Here is a 16453-nt window from a genome sequence, read left to right as displayed (position 1 = left end):
GTCAGATGCAATCTAGATTTAGGGATAGGCGGGCGTTCAAGCCGCGCGGCTCAGTTCTTGCGTGACCTTCACGAATTCTTCCATCTTGGCGCGCGCCGCGCCGGAAGCCAGCACTGCCTGCGCCTTCGCCAGGCCTTCGGCGATCGAAGAGGCCAAGCCGGCGGCGTACAGGGCCGTGCCGGCGTTCAGGGCGACAATGTCGCGCACCGCACCCGGCTGGTTGTCCAGCGCCTCGAGCATTTTTACTTTCGATTCGGCCGCGCTGGCGACTTTCAGGTTGCGCGTGGCCGCCATTTGCAGGCCGAAATCTTCTGGATGGATTTCATATTCGCGGATTTTGCCATCGATCAGTTCGCCCACCATGGTACCGGCACCCAGCGTGACTTCATCCAGGTTGTCGCGACCCCACACCACTACGGCGCGCTTGGCGCCCAGGCGCTGTAGCACGCGCACCTGGATTCCCACCAAGTCGGGATGGAACACGCCCATCAGGATATTGGCGGCGCCGGCCGGGTTGGTCAGCGGTCCGAGGATGTTGAAAATGGTGCGCACGCCCAGTTCCTTGCGCACCGGCGCCGCATGTTTCATCGCCGCGTGGTGATTGGGTGCGAACATGAAGCCGATACCGGTTTTCTCGATCGACTGCGCCACCAGTTCCGGTTTCAGGTTGATATGCACGCCCAGCGCTTCCATGGCATCGGCGCTGCCGGACGACGAAGAAACGCTGCGTCCGCCATGCTTGGCGACCTGGCCGCCGGCGGCGGCCACCGCGAACAGCGCGGTCGTCGAGATGTTGAACGTATGGGCGCCGTCGCCGCCGGTGCCGACGATATCGAGCAGCTGGTCGGGATTGGCGACCTCGACCTTGGTGGCGAACTCGCGCATCACCTGGGCAGCGGCGGCGATCTCGCCGACGGTTTCCTTCTTGACCCGCAAGCCCATGGTAATCGCCGCGATCATCACCGGCGACATCTCGCCGCTCATGATCTGGCGGAACAGCGACAGCATTTCGTCGTGGAAGATTTCACGGTGATCGATACAGCGTGACAGCGCTTCTTGTGGTGTGATGGACATGGCGACTCCTAAAAATCATTTCGATTAAATTTCCCGGTCAAGACCGGCAGGCATTGCAGCCTGGTTGCCTGCAGCGGGACTGACACCGCGCCGGCAGCGATTCACGTCGGAATCGCCTTTATTCCGCGAGGCGCGACAGTTGTGCGCCATGCGCCTCGTTCATGTCCGCCACGCAAGCAATGCGTTCCAGCGCTGCTGTCTGCCTGCGACACAGGGTATTGCGTTCGCGCACATGGCGCGCTTCCAGTTGACGATATTCGCGCAGAAGACCTGGGCGACCGCCTCCCTGGGTTTTGTTGCGGATCGCCGCGCGCGTCGCCGCGCTCAGCTTGCGCAATGCATTGGTCGAGTGCAATTGCGCGGTTTCGACGCACAATTGCACGGCCTCTGCCGCCTGCTTCTGCGCCTGGCAGGTTTCCAGTGCGCCGGCGCTGGCGGCAGCAGCAGCCAGCAGCAGGACACAGGCAAGCAGGGCGCGCATCTCAGCTTGTCAGAAAATTCTTCAACAGCGCGTGGCCATGTTCGGACAGGATCGATTCCGGGTGAAACTGCACGCCCTCGATGGCGAATTCCTTGTGTCGCACGCCCATGATTTCGCCATCCTCCGTCCAGGCCGTCACTTCCAGGCAATCCGGCAGCGAGGCGCGCTCGATTGCCAGCGAGTGGTAGCGAATCACGGTGAACGGATTAGGCAGGCCTTTGAAAACACCGACGCCGGTATGCTCGATGGAAGATGTCTTGCCATGCATGACTTGCTGGGCCCGCACCACCTTGCCGCCAAAAGCGGCACCAATGCTCTGGTGCCCCAGGCACACGCCGAGGATCGGCAGCTTGCCGGCGAAATGCTGCAGCACCGGCACCGAAATGCCGGCCTCGTGCGGCGTGCAGGGGCCGGGCGAAATGCAGATGCGCGCCGGATTCAGCTTCGCGATTTCGTCGAGGGTAATTTCATCGTTGCGATAGGTGCGCACATCCTCGCCCAGTTCGCCGAAATACTGCACCAGGTTATAGGTGAAGGAATCGTAGTTGTCGATCATCAGCAGCATCTCAGTTTCCTCCATCCAGTCCGTCCTGCACCTGCTCGGCCGCGCGCAATACCGCGCGCGCCTTGTTCTCGGTTTCCTGCCATTCCATTTCGGCCACAGAATCGGCCACCACGCCGGCTGCCGCCTGCACATACAGCATGCCATCCTTGAGCACGCCGGTGCGGATCGCGATCGCCAGGTCCATTTCGCCGCCGAAGGACAGGTAGCCGCAGGCGCCGCCATAGATGCCGCGCTTGGTCGGCTCCAGTTCATCGATCAGTTCCATCGCCCGCACCTTCGGCGCGCCTGACAGGGTGCCGGCCGGGAAAGTGGCCTTCAGCACATCCAGGTTCGACATCTCCGGTTTCAGCGTGCCCTCGACATTCGAGACGATGTGCTGCACGTGCGAATACTTTTCGATCACGAACTTGTCGGTGACCTGTACGCTGCCGATTTCGGCGATGCGGCCGATATCGTTGCGCGCCAGGTCGATCAGCATCACATGCTCAGCGATTTCCTTGGGGTCAGCCAGCAATTCCTTCGCCAGCTGCTGGTCGAGTTCCGGCGTCGAACCGCGCGGGCGGGTGCCGGCCAGCGGGCGGATCGTGACTTTCTTCTTGCCATCCGGGGTGGCTTCGTTACGCACCAGGATTTCCGGCGAAGCGCCGACGATCTGCATGTCGCCGAAATTGTAAAAATACATGTAAGGCGAAGGGTTCAGCGAGCGCAGCGCCCGGTACAGCGACAGCGGCGCATCGACATAAGGCTTGCGGATGCGCTGACCAACCTGCACCTGCATCAGGTCACCCGCCATGATGTATTCCTTGGCCTTGGCCACGGCCTTGAGGAAATCCTCTTTGGCAAAATCGCGGACCGATTCGGTGCGCACCGATGCTGAGGTTACCGGCGCATCCACTGCGCGCCGCAGCATGGCGCGCAAGTCCTTCAGGCGCTGCTGAGCCTTGCTATAGGCTTCCGGCCGGGACGGGTCGGCATACACGATCAGGTAGAGCTTGCCCGACAGGTTGTCGATCACCGCCAGTTCCTCGGTAACGAGCAGCTGGATTTCCGGCAAGCCGAGGTCATCCGGCGGCGCCCCGTGTTCCAGGCGTTTCTCGATGTAGCGTACCGCATCGTAGCCGAAGTAGCCGGCCAGGCCGCCGCAAAAGCGCGGCATGCCGGGGCGGATCGCCACCTTGTAGCGTGACTGGAATTGCGCGATGAATTCGAGCGGATTGCCCTCATGGCTTTCCACCACTTCGCCATTGCACACCACTTCAGTACGTTGGCCGAAGCTGCGCAGCAGCGTGGTGGCCGGCAAGCCGATGAAGGAATAGCGGCCGAAGCGTTCGCCGCCCACCACCGATTCGAGCAGGAAGGAGTTTTTGCCAGCCTGCTGTGGCTGTGCCAGTTTCAGGTAGAGCGTGAGTGGAGTTTCCAGGTCGGCGAGGGCTTCGGCGATCAGGGGAATGCGGTTATAGCCTTGCGTGGCCAGCGATTTGAATTCGAGTTCGGTCATGGTCCTCTCCAGGCGCTATTGTAGAACGGACAGGCAACAGCGCGGGATTTGTGTCAAAAAACGTTGCCAACCATGCAAAATGGTCGGCGGCAGCAGGCTTACAGTGCCTGGAATTGCCAGCGTCGCCATAGCCAGGCCTCGAAGGTGCCGGGCGGTGCGATGTCACGTTTTTTGACGAGGAACATGCGGTTGAATTATGCAGAAATGAGTTGAGATGCTTCAAGTAACGAGGAAACTATACCATCCGAATCGATTTCATGTACAGCTTGCCCATGATTGTAACCATAAGGCACGTTCAATACCCGACATCCCGCGGCGCGCGCCGCCAGCGCATCATTGGATGAATCGCCGATGGCCACCACTTTCGGCGGCGCTAGGCTGAAATCGGCGCACACCTGCAGCAGCGGCTGTGGATCGGGTTTTTTCCTCGGGAAGGAATCGCCGCCATAGACAATTTCAAAATACGCCCGCAAACCGGTCTTTTCCAGCAGGGGCAGCGCGAATGCCAGCGGCTTGTTGGTCACGCAAGCTAGTCGCAAGCCCTTGTCGCGCAACGCTGCCAGGCCTTCGCGGACCTCCGGATAGACGCTGCTGTATTCGCCGTTGATGGCCACGTAATGCCGCTGGTAGGACGCCAGGGCAGCGTCGAAATGCTGCTCGGCCTGGTCTGCCGCATAATCGACCGCCAGCACCCGCCGCATCAGGTTTTCCGTGCCCTTGCCGACGAAATTCTTGATGGTCTCGATATCGAGTGGCGCCAGTCCCAGGTCGGCGCGCATGCGGTTGATCGCCACATGGAAATCCGGCGCCGTATCGACCATGGTCCCGTCCAGGTCGACGATGGCGGCGCGAATGCCGCTCAGCAGAATGGGGTCGCGCGCCGTCATGCGGGTGCCAGTTCGCGGCGCATGGCGTCGATCACGCCCTTGTAATCCGGCTTGCCGAAAATGGCCGAGCCGGCGACGAAGGTGTCGGCGCCGGCGCGCGCCGCCTCGGCGATATTCTCGATCTTGATACCACCGTCGACTTCCAGCATGATGTCGCGCCCCGAATCATCGATCAGCCGGCGTACCGCGGCGATCTTCTGCAGCGCCTGCGGAATGAAGGACTGGCCGCCAAAACCCGGGTTGACCGACATGATCAGGATGATGTCGAGCTTGTCCATCACATGATCAAGGTAATGCAGCGGCGTGGCCGGGTTGAATACCAGGCCGGCCTTGCAGCCATGGTCGCGGATCAGTTGCAGGCTGCGGTCGATATGTTCCGAAGCTTCCGGATGAAAAGTGATGATATTGGCGCCAGCCTTGGCGAAGTCGGGAATGATGCGGTCCACCGGCTTGACCATCAGGTGCACGTCGATTGGCACTTCCACGTGCGGGCGGATTGCCTGGCAGACCAGCGGTCCGATCGTCAGGTTCGGCACGTAATGGTTATCCATCACGTCGAAATGGATGATGTCGGCGCCGGCGGCGACGACGTTCCTGACTTCTTCGCCGAGGCGGGCAAAGTCGGCCGACAGGATGCTGGGAGCGATACGGTAGCTTGGCATGATCATGGTCTTTCAAAGAATCCGCTATTTTACCGCCGTGCTTGCGATAATTCCTTGCATCATGGCGGAATTTGGTGTGCAATCATTTAATGAATTTGCATGGTTTGCATCGCAAACACGCCAAACTTGCACGAACTGCATGAGGCGGATCACCGAGGAATGTATGGCATCTTATGAAATGACGGTATCGGTGCGCACGCGCCACCTGGAAGACCAGTCCGAACCCGACCGTTCCAAATACGCGTTCGCCTATGCGATCACGATCAAAAACACCGGCACGGTAGCGGCTCAGCTGATTTCCCGTCACTGGGTCATCACCGACGCCACCAACCAGATCGAAGAAGTGCGCGGACTCGGCGTCGTCGGCCAGCAGCCCTTGCTGCAGCCGGGCGAACAATTCGAATACACCAGCGGCGCCACCCTCAAAACCCCGCAAGGCTCAATGGCCGGCGAATATTTTTGCGTTGCCGAAGACGGCGAGCAATTCACCGTCAAGATTCCTGAATTTGTTTTATCCTTGCCGCGCACCTTGCACTGATCAGGATTCCTGGTCTTTCGATGACGCCAGTTCTTCCCGCTTCTGCGCGGGCGGATTTGGCTTTTTTGCCGACGGCATGGTCCACCACACGATAAATACCAGAAGAAACAAGGCCACGCCGGCCTCCAGCAGCAACAGCCACATTGTTTTGACCCATCATGAAATATAACCGTCTCAGTTTACTCGTATCCACGTTTTGCGTCGCCTTCGGCTTGCTGGCGTGCACCACTGTTCCGCCCGAAACCCGGCCGGGGTTGCCTGAGCCTGTGCCGGCCAAGCCGGTTCCAGTCGAAACCCTCAAGCCGGTCGCCTTTGCCGATCTGCCGGGCTGGCAAGAGGACGATTTGCGCCAGGCCTGGCCGGCTTTCCTGGTTTCGTGCCAGGTCCTGATTAAAAAACCCGACTGGAAAGAGCCTTGCGAAATCGCCCGCGACGTCAATGCGGCCGATGCCAATGCCATCCGCGTATTCCTGGAGAGTTTCCTGGTGCCGCACCGGGTTGCCAACGCCGATGGCAGCGAAAATGGCATGATGACAGGTTATTACGAACCGCTGTTGCGCGGTGCCCGCAAGCGAGGCGGACCCTATCAGACGCCGCTGCATGGCGTGCCGGATGATTTGCTGGTGATCGATATGGGGACGCTTTATCCGGAATTGAAAAACATGCGCCTGCGCGGCAAGGTGATCGGGCGCAAGGTCGTCCCGTATCTTTCGCGCGGGGGCATGGAACAAGCCAATTCCCTGTCCGGTAAGGAATTGCTCTGGGTCGATGACCCGGTGGAAGCCTTCTTCCTGCAGGTTCAGGGATCTGGTCGTGTCCAGTTGGCCGATAGCAAGGAAACCGTACGGGTGGCCTATGCCGACCAAAACGGCCATCCCTATAAATCGATTGGCCGTTACCTGGTCGACAAAGGTGAAATGACGCTCGCCCAAGCCTCGGCGCAAAGCATCAAGGCCTGGGTTGCTGCCAACCCGGCGCGCCGACAGGAAGTGCTGAATGCAAATCCCAGCTATGTCTTTTTCAGGGAAGAAAAGCTGCCTGACCCGCAGCTGGGGCCAAAGGGCGCGTTGGGTGTGCCGCTCACCTCGCAGCGCTCGATCGCTGTCGATCCGCAATTCATTCCCCTTGGCGCGCCGGTCTTCCTGGCAACTACCCGGCCGAATTCCGGCCAGTCGTTACAGCGCCTGATGCTGGCACAAGATACTGGCGGCGCGATCCGTGGTGCAGTGCGCGCCGATTTTTTCTGGGGTTATGGTGCTGCGGCTGGTGAGAGTGCGGGGAAAATGAAGCAGGCTGGCCGGATGTGGGTGCTCTTGCCAAAAATGCCAGCTGCGCGCTGACCGTCCTGGCGTCGCCATAAGGCGCCGCTAGTGCGCCAGCGTCGCCACCCGCAATTCCCTGGCGAGTGCGCTATCCATGGTCGACGAATGAAGAAGTAGCCATTCCGGCAGTAAATTTTCAATGATATGGCGTCCGAACTGGGTGTCACCTCCAGCAATCCTCGCGCGGCCGTGAAGCAGGTCGCTCAGGATGCTGGCATGCTGCTCTCGGTGGTGTTTTAATTCTGGAAAGCCGATTTCCTCCATCCAGCGCTCTTCCGCGCGGAAGATGCGTTCCACCTTGTGCAACAAGGTATCGTAGCCTTCGCGGAATTCCCGATCCACTCCCGTACTCAGCCGCATCAAGGCCACCATAACATCATGATGCAAGGCATCCATGTAGGTCGCGCCAGAAGAGATTTTAGACAGCCAAAAATGAAATGACATGGGAGCAGGGCCGATCAGTACACCTGGCAAGCCGGCAGCGCGAGGAGACCACCCACTTGACACGGCATTTGTTAGGTTTCGGATAAATAAGTAAAGTGCTTCTGATGGTAGGGGTTCTGGCTATGCACGAATTGACCGGCCACAAAAAGTTACGACAGTTCGTCGGGCGGATTGCGCAAACTCGATTCCCGACGTGCAATCGCCTACAATCATGGAAATCACATTTTGCTAATGCTGTGTAAATAAGGAGAAGAACTGATGGAGTACGCGAATATCCTCGTGGAAGTGCAGGGCAAGGTCGGCCTGATTCGCCTGAATCGCCCGAAAGCATTGAATGCGCTTAACGATGAGTTAATGGATGAGTTGGGCATCGCTTTACAAAAATTCGATGCTGATGAGGCGATTGGTTGCATCGTTTTGACCGGCAGCGAAAAGGCCTTCGCCGCTGGTGCCGACATCGGCGCCATGGCCGGCTACAGTTACATGGATGCCTACAAGGGCGATTACATCACCCGCAACTGGGAGCAGATTCGCCGCATCCGCAAGCCAGTGATCGCTGCGGTCGCAGGCTATGCCCTCGGCGGCGGCTGCGAGCTGGCCATGATGTGCGACTTCATTATCGCCGCCGACAGCGCCAAATTCGGCCAACCCGAAATCAAGTTGGGGACGATTCCCGGTGCCGGCGGTACTCAGCGCCTGCCGCGGGCTGTATCCAAGGCCAAGGCCATGGATTTGTGCCTGACGGCGCGCATGATGGATGCAGCCGAAGCCGAGCGTGCCGGCCTGGTATCGCGTATCGTTGCAGCGGATAAATTGATTGACGAGGCAATTGCAGCGGCGACTGTCATCGCCGGGATGTCGTTGCCAATCGTTATGATGGTCAAGGAATCGATCAACCGTGCCTATGAATCCACGCTGGCGGAGGGCGTGCAATTCGAGCGGCGCCTGTTCCACAGTACATTCGGCACCGAAGACCAGAAAGAGGGTATGCGCGCCTTTATCGAAAAGCGTCCCCCCAACTTTGCGAATAAGTAGTAGAATAGCGGGCTCGGCACCTGAATTTCAAAGTTTGGGTGCCGAGCGAGAGTCTCAAGTGAGACTGCCCTGAAAAAGGGTAGTGACGAAATCTTCAAAGTACGTCATAATCTCATCTTTCTGCTGCTGACGAACACAACGCTTCGCAGCGACGCTGATAACACGGCGGAGCAGAAACCAAGTTCTTTAAAAATTAACAGCCGATAAGTGTGGGCGCTTGATGGAGTGCAGCGCTGGGTAACCAGCGTCAAGCTTAAAATATCAAGTGCTCGCACAGAAGAAAATAGGTCAGTCCGCAAGGATTGATCCTGTCAGTATTTTGAGTGAGCGACGGTTCTTCGGAACCTGTCCGCAAGGACACAAAACAGAGATTAAACTGAAGAGTTTGATCCTGGCTCAGATTGAACGCTGGCGGCATGCCTTACACATGCAAGTCGAACGGCAGCGCGGACTTCGGTCTGGCGGCGAGTGGCGAACGGGTGAGTAATATATCGGAACGTGCCCTGGAGTGGGGGATAACGCAGCGAAAGTTGCGCTAATACCGCATACGATCTACGGATGAAAGTGGGGGATTCGCAAGAACCTCATGCTCCTGGAGCGGCCGATATCTGATTAGCTAGTTGGTAGGGTAAAAGCCTACCAAGGCATCGATCAGTAGCTGGTCTGAGAGGACGACCAGCCACACTGGGACTGAGACACGGCCCAGACTCCTACGGGAGGCAGCAGTGGGGAATTTTGGACAATGGGGGCAACCCTGATCCAGCAATGCCGCGTGAGTGAAGAAGGCCTTCGGGTTGTAAAGCTCTTTTGTCAGGGAAGAAACGGTTCTGGCTAATACCCGGGACTAATGACGGTACCTGAAGAATAAGCACCGGCTAACTACGTGCCAGCAGCCGCGGTAATACGTAGGGTGCAAGCGTTAATCGGAATTACTGGGCGTAAAGCGTGCGCAGGCGGTTGTGTAAGTCTGTCGTGAAATCCCCGGGCTCAACCTGGGAATTGCGATGGAGACTGCACGGCTAGAGTGTGTCAGAGGGGGGTAGAATTCCACGTGTAGCAGTGAAATGCGTAGATATGTGGAGGAACACCGATGGCGAAGGCAGCCCCCTGGGATAACACTGACGCTCATGCACGAAAGCGTGGGGAGCAAACAGGATTAGATACCCTGGTAGTCCACGCCCTAAACGATGTCAACTAGTTGTCGGGTCTTAATTGACTTGGTAACGCAGCTAACGCGTGAAGTTGACCGCCTGGGGAGTACGGTCGCAAGATTAAAACTCAAAGGAATTGACGGGGACCCGCACAAGCGGTGGATGATGTGGATTAATTCGATGCAACGCGAAAAACCTTACCTACCCTTGACATGTACGGAACCCTGCTGAGAGGCGGGGGTGCTCGAAAGAGAGCCGTAACACAGGTGCTGCATGGCTGTCGTCAGCTCGTGTCGTGAGATGTTGGGTTAAGTCCCGCAACGAGCGCAACCCTTGTCATTAGTTGCTACGAAAGGGCACTCTAATGAGACTGCCGGTGACAAACCGGAGGAAGGTGGGGATGACGTCAAGTCCTCATGGCCCTTATGGGTAGGGCTTCACACGTCATACAATGGTACATACAGAGGGCCGCCAACCCGCGAGGGGGAGCTAATCCCAGAAAGTGTATCGTAGTCCGGATTGGAGTCTGCAACTCGACTCCATGAAGTTGGAATCGCTAGTAATCGCGGATCAGCATGTCGCGGTGAATACGTTCCCGGGTCTTGTACACACCGCCCGTCACACCATGGGAGCGGGTTTTACCAGAAGTAGGTAGCTTAACCGCAAGGAGGGCGCTTACCACGGTAGGATTCGTGACTGGGGTGAAGTCGTAACAAGGTAGCCGTATCGGAAGGTGCGGCTGGATCACCTCCTTTCTAGAGTATGCATGCAAGTTGAGCGCTCACACTTATCGGTCTGTTAGTTGAAGAGAACAGAAAACAGTGCCCGCAGCACCACGGGGCAATTGAGGTCTGATCAAGCGGGTCTGTAGCTCAGCTGGTTAGAGCACCGTGTTGATAACGCGGGGGTCGTTGGTTCGAGCCCAACCAGACCCACCAGGAATACGGGGGTTTAGCTCAGCTGGGAGAGCACCTGCTTTGCAAGCAGGGGGTCGTCGGTTCGATCCCGTCAACCTCCACCAGTTTCACAAAGGTCAAACCACAGTCAGTCAGTATGACGAGACTCTGGTTTGGTTTTTAGAAGACCATTGGCTGTTTTGTTCTTTAACAATCTGGAAGAAGTAATAGTAAAGAAATTTATCAGTTGGCCTGATGCAGGAATGCATTGGAAAGACTGGTGGGTTGTGATTGTATCAATCATCGAAGTATGAAAGCGTTCCCGCGCAAGCGAGAATGGCTGGATTACGGCAAACGCAACAAACTCAGAATAACTCTATGACGTCTCTTGGAATGGGAACAAACCGAGAGATCAACGTTATAGGGACAAGTGACTAAGTGCACATGGTGGATGCCTTGGCGATTACAGGCGATGAAGGACGTAGTAGCTTGCGATAAGCTGCGGGGAGCTAGCAAACGAGCTTTGATCCGCAGATTTCCGAATGGGGAAACCCGGCCCTTTGGGTCATCACTCACTGAATACATAGGTGTGTGAGGCGAACGTGGCGAACTGAAACATCTAAGTAGCTACAGGAAAAGAAATCAACCGAGATTCCCAAAGTAGTGGCGAGCGAAATGGGAAGAGCCTGCAAGATTTAGCATTGTTGATAGTGGAATGCTCTGGAAAGTGCAGCCATAGAGGGTGATAGCCCCTTACACGAAATCAGCGTTGTGGAACTAAGTTTGCGACAAGTAGGGCGGGACACGTGAAATCCTGTCTGAACATGGGGGGACCATCCTCCAAGGCTAAATACTCGTAATCGACCGATAGTGAACCAGTACCGTGAGGGAAAGGCGAAAAGAACCCCGGAAGGGGAGTGAAATAGATCCTGAAACCGTGTGCATACAAACAGTAGGAGCCTCGCAAGGGGTGACTGCGTACCTTTTGTATAATGGGTCAGCGACTTACATTCAGTGGCGAGCTTAACCGAATAGGGGAGGCGCAGAGAAATCGAGTCCGAACAGGGCGACAGTCGCTGGGTGTAGACCCGAAACCAAGTGATCTACTCATGGCCAGGATGAAGGTGCCGTAACAGGTACTGGAGGTCCGAACCCACTAATGTTGAAAAATTAGGGGATGAGCTGTGGGTAGGGGTGAAAGGCTAAACAAACTTGGAAATAGCTGGTTCTCTCCGAAAACTATTTAGGTAGTGCCTCTTGTATCACCATCGGGGGTAGAGCACTGTTATGGCTAGGGGGTCATCGCGACTTACCAAACCATTGCAAACTCCGAATACCGATGAGTGCGAGCAAGGGAGACAGACGTCGGGTGCTAACGTCCGGCGTCAAGAGGGAAACAACCCAGACCGCCAGCTAAGGTCCCAAAGATTGGCTAAGTGGAAAACGAAGTGGGAAGGCTAAAACAGTCAGGAGGTTGGCTTAGAAGCAGCCACCCTTTAAAGAAAGCGTAATAGCTCACTGATCGAGTCGTCCTGCGCGGAAGATGTAACGGGGCTAAGCCAGTCACCGAAGCTGCGGATATGTCTTAGGACATATGGTAGGAGAGCGTTCTGTAAGCCTGCGAAGGTGTCTTGTAAAGGATGCTGGAGGTATCAGAAGTGCGAATGCTGACATGAGTAGCGATAATGGGAGTGAAAAGCTCCCACGCCGTAAGCCCAAGGTTTCCTGTTCAACGTTCATCGGAGCAGGGTGAGTCGGCCCCTAAGGCGAGGCAGAGATGCGTAGCTGATGGGAAGCAGGTTAATATTCCTGCACCGTCGTGTGATGCGATGGGGGGACGGATCGCGGAAGGTTGTCCGACTGTTGGAATAGTCGGTTTGTGCATCAGAGAAGGCCCTTAGGCAAATCCGGGGGCGTAATTCAAGGGTGTGCGACGAGTGGCCTTGTGCCGCGAAGCAATCGGAAGTGGTTCCAAGAAAAGCCTCTAAGCTTCAGTCACATGATGACCGTACCGCAAACCGACACAGGTGGGCGAGATGAGTATTCTAAGGCGCTTGAGAGAACTCGGGAGAAGGAACTCGGCAAATTGGTACCGTAACTTCGGGATAAGGTACGCCCTAGTAGCTTGACTGGCCTGCGCCAGGAGGGTGAAAGGGTTGCAATAAAATGGTGGCTGCGACTGTTTAATAAAAACACAGCACTCTGCAAACACGAAAGTGGACGTATAGGGTGTGACGCCTGCCCGGTGCTGGAAGATTAAATGATGGGGTGCAAGCTCTTGATTGAAGTCCCAGTAAACGGCGGCCGTAACTATAACGGTCCTAAGGTAGCGAAATTCCTTGTCGGGTAAGTTCCGACCTGCACGAATGGCGTAACGATGGCCACACTGTCTCCTCCCGAGACTCAGCGAAGTTGAAATGTTTGTGATGATGCAATCTACCCGCGGCTAGACGGAAAGACCCCATGAACCTTTACTGTAGCTTTGCATTGGACTTTGAACCAATCTGTGTAGGATAGGTGGGAGGCTTTGAAGCGGGGACGCCAGTTCTCGTGGAGCCAACCTTGAAATACCACCCTGGTTTGTTTGAGGTTCTAACCTTGGCCCGTTATCCGGGTCGGGGACAGTGCATGGTAGGCAGTTTGACTGGGGCGGTCTCCTCCCAAAGTGTAACGGAGGAGTTCGAAGGTACGCTAGGTACGGTCGGACATCGTGCTAATAGTGCAATGGCATAAGCGTGCTTAACTGCGAGACTGACAAGTCGAGCAGGTACGAAAGTAGGACATAGTGATCCGGTGGTTCTGTATGGAAGGGCCATCGCTCAACGGATAAAAGGTACTCTGGGGATAACAGGCTGATTCCTCCCAAGAGTTCATATCGACGGGGGAGTTTGGCACCTCGATGTCGGCTCATCACATCCTGGGGCTGTAGCCGGTCCCAAGGGTATGGCTGTTCGCCATTTAAAGTGGTACGTGAGCTGGGTTTAAAACGTCGTGAGACAGTTTGGTCCCTATCTGCCGTGGGCGTTGGAAGTTTGAGGGGGGCTGCTCCTAGTACGAGAGGACCGGAGTGGACGAACCTCTGGTGTACCGGTTGTCACGCCAGTGGCATTGCCGGGTAGCTAAGTTCGGAAGAGATAACCGCTGAAAGCATCTAAGCGGGAAACTTGCCTCAAGATGAGACTTCCCGGGAACTTGATTCCCCTAAAGGGTCGTTCGAGACCAGGACGTTGATAGGCTGGGTGTGGAAGTGCAGTAATGCATTAAGCTAACCAGTACTAATTGCCCGTGCGGCTTGTCCCTATAACCTTGATGTTATAGATGATGAGTAAGCTGTGTATGCCATGATCGATTCTGGCAATCACAACCGCCAATATTAAGTAGTACCCTGAACTATTGCTTCTTCCCGGATTGCGTTGTTTGCGATGCCCAGGTCAACGGGCACCACAAGCGACACTACAAGTTATGCCTGATGACCATAGCAAGTTGGTACCACCCCTTCCCATCCCGAACAGGACCGTGAAACGACTTCGCGCCGATGATAGTGCTGCAACCAGTGTGAAAGTAGGTCATCGTCAGGCTATTACCCCAGAAACGCCCCACCCTCGAAAGAGCGTGGGGCGTTTCGCTTTGGATTTTCGGTGCGTGACATTGCTTCCTGTTCCGCGATAGGCACCTTCTGCACCGCGGCCCCATCGGGGCGACTTCTTGCCTCAGGCTGCCTTGCTCTGCCGCAGGGGCCATTCGAATCAGCTAACACATGGTTTCCACGTAAGCACCCGGTTTGAAAAATGGGCGCCGTAGCGCCCATTTTTATCAGACTGCGACCTTCTGCGTCTGGGGCAAGCCCTGGACAATCAGAAGGTGTGTTTTACGCCCAAAGCAAAAGTCGAAGCGGTTTCGCCAGCGACCAGACTCGATCCGGTGAAGGAAGTGCCCGCATTGAAGGGTTGATAGACACCGTTCGCATCATTGTCCAGTCGGCTGTAGTACACGCCGACGTTGGTGCGCTTGGACAGGGCCTGGTCGTAGCCCACGGTGTACATCTTGGCGCCGCTATCGTTGCCAGTGCTGGCCGCGAGGCCAGCATGGCCGACAGACAGGTCGCCAGCCTTGGTGACGCTGCCCAGGATGGTGCCGTTGCCGATGGCATAGCTGACCGGGATTGACCATGCGGTACGAGAAGACTTGCTGCCACCGACGGCTTCCCGAGTGGCGCGGTCGGCCATCATGCCCAACTTGAGGCTGCCGAACTTGTAGGAGCCAGTAAATCGCAACTGCTTGTCATCGGTGCCGGGAACAAAGGCCGTGACGCCGGCATTCGTGACGAAGGAGCCCCGCCCTTCCGCAGTGAAGTCGCGATACGCCAGCGCTAACGCCAGCGGGCCGTTGGCGTAGGCACCTTGCAGGAAGTATTCGCGGCCATCACTGTAATCGTTCCTGCCGTTAACGGTGCCTTCATTGGCAGCGCTGGCAGTGGATATGCCGACCATACCGCTGAAGCCGCTAATGACCGGCGAACGGTAAGTGACCGAATTGGCGCGACGAGTGGTATCCAGATTGCCGACCGCCTGATTCAGAATGGAGTAGGTTGCAAGCATGCTGGTCGGCACGGCGAGCAAGTTGCCGGAGGCGGACACATACTCTGTAGTCAAGCCCTGGGTTGACATCCATGAATGCTTGCCGGCAGTGACTTGCCCCCAGTGGCCTTTCATGCCGACGTAAGTTTCGCCATTGCCCAGGCCGTTGCCGGTAGCTGCTTGAGCAGTGCCAACGTCGGTGTTGAAACGGTTTTCCACGTAGAACAGGGCTTTCAGACCGCCGCCCAGATCTTCAGTACCGGACAGCCAGAAGCGCGAAGCGTAGTCGTCGTCAATGCGCAGTTCGTTGCTGGTTTGGCGAGTAGTGCTGCTGATCTTGTAGTTCTTCACATTGGCTTGAAGTACGCCGCCGATCGTAAGATTGCTCTGTGCTTGAACAGTTGTCGCGCAAGTGCCCAGGATGGTGAGCGCAAGTAGTGAATTTTTCATTTGGATATTATTAAAATTGAAACGCAAAAATTAAGTTGTGAAGCAAAAGCTGCCTTTACCTTCAGTAGCGACATTAGTTCTCCTTGAGCTTGCGAAGTGGTTTTTTAGGGAATGCCAGTGCTGGCATGTCGCCAGAAAGGGATGGCCAGGCTGCACCGGTTAGGCTGCGTCTAGCACATAATTTGTGCAGACTGCTCTGGCCTTTATCCAATAAGTGCCCAGGTGTGCAGAGTGCACTATGTCCTACCAGCGATACTGCAAGCCGACACCGACCATGCTCGCGGCTTCATTGCCATCCCGACCTTGCCCGCGCGTGACATGCATGGCCTTGAAGCCGAGATCCACGCCATTTTTCCAGACGAAGCCCACACCCGCCAGGGTGTTGAGGGCGAAGCGGCTGCCTTGCGGGCGACCAGCCAGGTTGTAGGAAATCGACTGGTATTGCGGTCCGGTTCCGGCTTCCGCATAAAATCCGCTGCCGTCATTGCGTTGATAGCGCAATACCGCGGCTAATCCGAGATCCTGAGTTGTCGGGGAATAGCCGGGCAGGTTTTGCGGGACGGGCGATAAGTCGCGGGATAGCGCGGCATCCCAGTAGCCGCCCAGATAGCTCTCCTTGCTTTGCAACCATTGGGATTGCCACTTCGATTGAAAGCCGAGTCGGCCGACTTTGATCTGGCCGGTTGGCATTAGGTCATAGCGGGAGGCTGCATGCGCAAGGCTGTGCTGGGCAAGCAGGGAAACGAATAGCGCGAAAAGTGCACATTGCGTGTAGCGCTGATGATAATTAGCCATTTTCCCCTCCCCAATTAGTTTTTTCAGACAGTATGGTGAAAGTCTGACGCAGCGTATTTGCGAAAAATTAAAGATATT

General features: G+C 56.4%; 13 protein-coding genes, 2 tRNA genes and 3 rRNA genes. 8 read left to right on the top strand and 10 right to left on the bottom strand.

Annotated features, from left to right (window positions below; all coding sequences use genetic code 11):
• Positions 1-36: 36 nt before the first annotated feature.
• The 6 genes from trpD to rpe form a co-directional block, all read right to left on the bottom strand.
• Positions 37-1074, bottom strand: coding sequence for an anthranilate phosphoribosyltransferase (gene trpD / locus D3878_RS12335; protein WP_119785756.1), 1038 nt, complete (start codon positions 1072-1074; stop codon positions 37-39).
• A 118-nt stretch (positions 1075-1192) separates the two neighbouring features.
• Positions 1193-1555: a hypothetical protein gene (locus D3878_RS12330; RefSeq protein ID WP_119785754.1), complete on the bottom strand. Its 363-nt coding sequence runs from the start codon at positions 1553-1555 to the stop codon at positions 1193-1195.
• 1 nt (position 1556) lies between these two features.
• Positions 1557-2120: an aminodeoxychorismate/anthranilate synthase component II gene (locus tag D3878_RS12325; protein WP_119785752.1), complete on the bottom strand. Its 564-nt coding sequence runs from the start codon at positions 2118-2120 to the stop codon at positions 1557-1559.
• Position 2121: 1 nt separating this feature from the next.
• The gene (gene trpE, locus D3878_RS12320; protein WP_119785750.1) at positions 2122-3618 is read right to left on the bottom strand and encodes an anthranilate synthase component I; all 1497 of its coding nucleotides are present in this window, start codon (positions 3616-3618) and stop codon (positions 2122-2124) included.
• A gap of 194 nt (positions 3619-3812) precedes the next feature.
• Positions 3813-4505, bottom strand: a complete 693-nt coding sequence (locus D3878_RS12315; protein WP_119785748.1) for a phosphoglycolate phosphatase — start codon at positions 4503-4505, stop codon at positions 3813-3815.
• On the bottom strand, positions 4502-5167 hold the full coding sequence (rpe, locus tag D3878_RS12310; RefSeq protein WP_119787866.1) for a ribulose-phosphate 3-epimerase: 666 nt from the start codon (positions 5165-5167) through the stop codon (positions 4502-4504). The genes D3878_RS12315 and rpe overlap by 4 nt, the downstream gene beginning before the upstream one ends.
• 163 nt (positions 5168-5330) lie before the next feature.
• Here rpe and apaG point away from each other — a divergent pair, with 163 nt between their 5' ends.
• Positions 5331-5705, top strand: coding sequence for a Co2+/Mg2+ efflux protein ApaG (gene apaG / locus D3878_RS12305; protein WP_119787865.1), 375 nt, complete (start codon positions 5331-5333; stop codon positions 5703-5705).
• Here apaG and D3878_RS24095 read toward each other — a convergent pair whose 3' ends face one another.
• Positions 5706-5849 (bottom strand): hypothetical protein, encoded by a 144-nt coding sequence (locus D3878_RS24095; RefSeq protein ID WP_199688155.1) that lies wholly within the window; start codon positions 5847-5849, stop codon positions 5706-5708.
• Positions 5850-5863: 14 nt separating this feature from the next.
• Between D3878_RS24095 and mltA the strand changes: the two genes are divergently transcribed.
• Complete coding sequence (mltA, locus tag D3878_RS12300; RefSeq protein WP_119785746.1) at positions 5864-7045, top strand: murein transglycosylase A; 1182 nt, start codon at positions 5864-5866, stop codon at positions 7043-7045.
• Between the two features lie 27 nt (positions 7046-7072).
• Here the strand turns inward: mltA and D3878_RS12295 are convergent, their stop codons facing one another.
• Entirely contained in the window at positions 7073-7471 is a 399-nt protein-coding gene (locus D3878_RS12295; RefSeq protein WP_119785744.1) for a bacteriohemerythrin, read from the bottom strand.
• Between the two features lie 258 nt (positions 7472-7729).
• Here D3878_RS12295 and D3878_RS12290 point away from each other — a divergent pair, with 258 nt between their 5' ends.
• From D3878_RS12290 to rrf, 6 genes are all read left to right on the top strand, one after another.
• Positions 7730-8506, top strand: coding sequence for an enoyl-CoA hydratase (locus D3878_RS12290; RefSeq protein ID WP_119785742.1), 777 nt, complete (start codon positions 7730-7732; stop codon positions 8504-8506).
• 373 nt (positions 8507-8879) lie between these two features.
• Positions 8880-10412: ribosomal RNA gene (locus D3878_RS12285) — 16S ribosomal RNA — on the top strand.
• Positions 10413-10518: 106 nt separating this feature from the next.
• A tRNA-Ile gene (locus D3878_RS12280) sits at positions 10519-10595 on the top strand.
• 7 nt (positions 10596-10602) lie between these two features.
• Positions 10603-10678: transfer RNA gene (locus D3878_RS12275), tRNA-Ala, on the top strand.
• 299 nt (positions 10679-10977) lie between these two features.
• Positions 10978-13853: ribosomal RNA gene (locus tag D3878_RS12270) — 23S ribosomal RNA — on the top strand.
• A 165-nt stretch (positions 13854-14018) separates the two neighbouring features.
• A 5S ribosomal RNA gene (rrf, locus tag D3878_RS12265) occupies positions 14019-14131 on the top strand.
• Together the 16S, 23S and 5S rRNA genes with 2 tRNA genes alongside form the textbook arrangement of a ribosomal RNA operon.
• Before the next feature lie 276 nt (positions 14132-14407).
• On the opposite strand, the gene D3878_RS12260 is transcribed toward rrf, so the two are convergent.
• Positions 14408-15580, bottom strand: coding sequence for a porin (locus D3878_RS12260; protein WP_119785740.1), 1173 nt, complete (start codon positions 15578-15580; stop codon positions 14408-14410).
• 243 nt (positions 15581-15823) lie between these two features.
• On the bottom strand, positions 15824-16375 hold the full coding sequence (locus D3878_RS12255; protein ID WP_119785738.1) for an acyloxyacyl hydrolase: 552 nt from the start codon (positions 16373-16375) through the stop codon (positions 15824-15826).
• Positions 16376-16453: the final 78 nt, after the last annotated feature.

Source organism: Noviherbaspirillum sedimenti, assembly GCF_003590835.1.
GTDB lineage: Bacteria > Pseudomonadota > Gammaproteobacteria > Burkholderiales > Burkholderiaceae_D > Paucimonas > Paucimonas sedimenti.
This window is presented reverse-complemented; position numbering and strand designations above follow the sequence as displayed.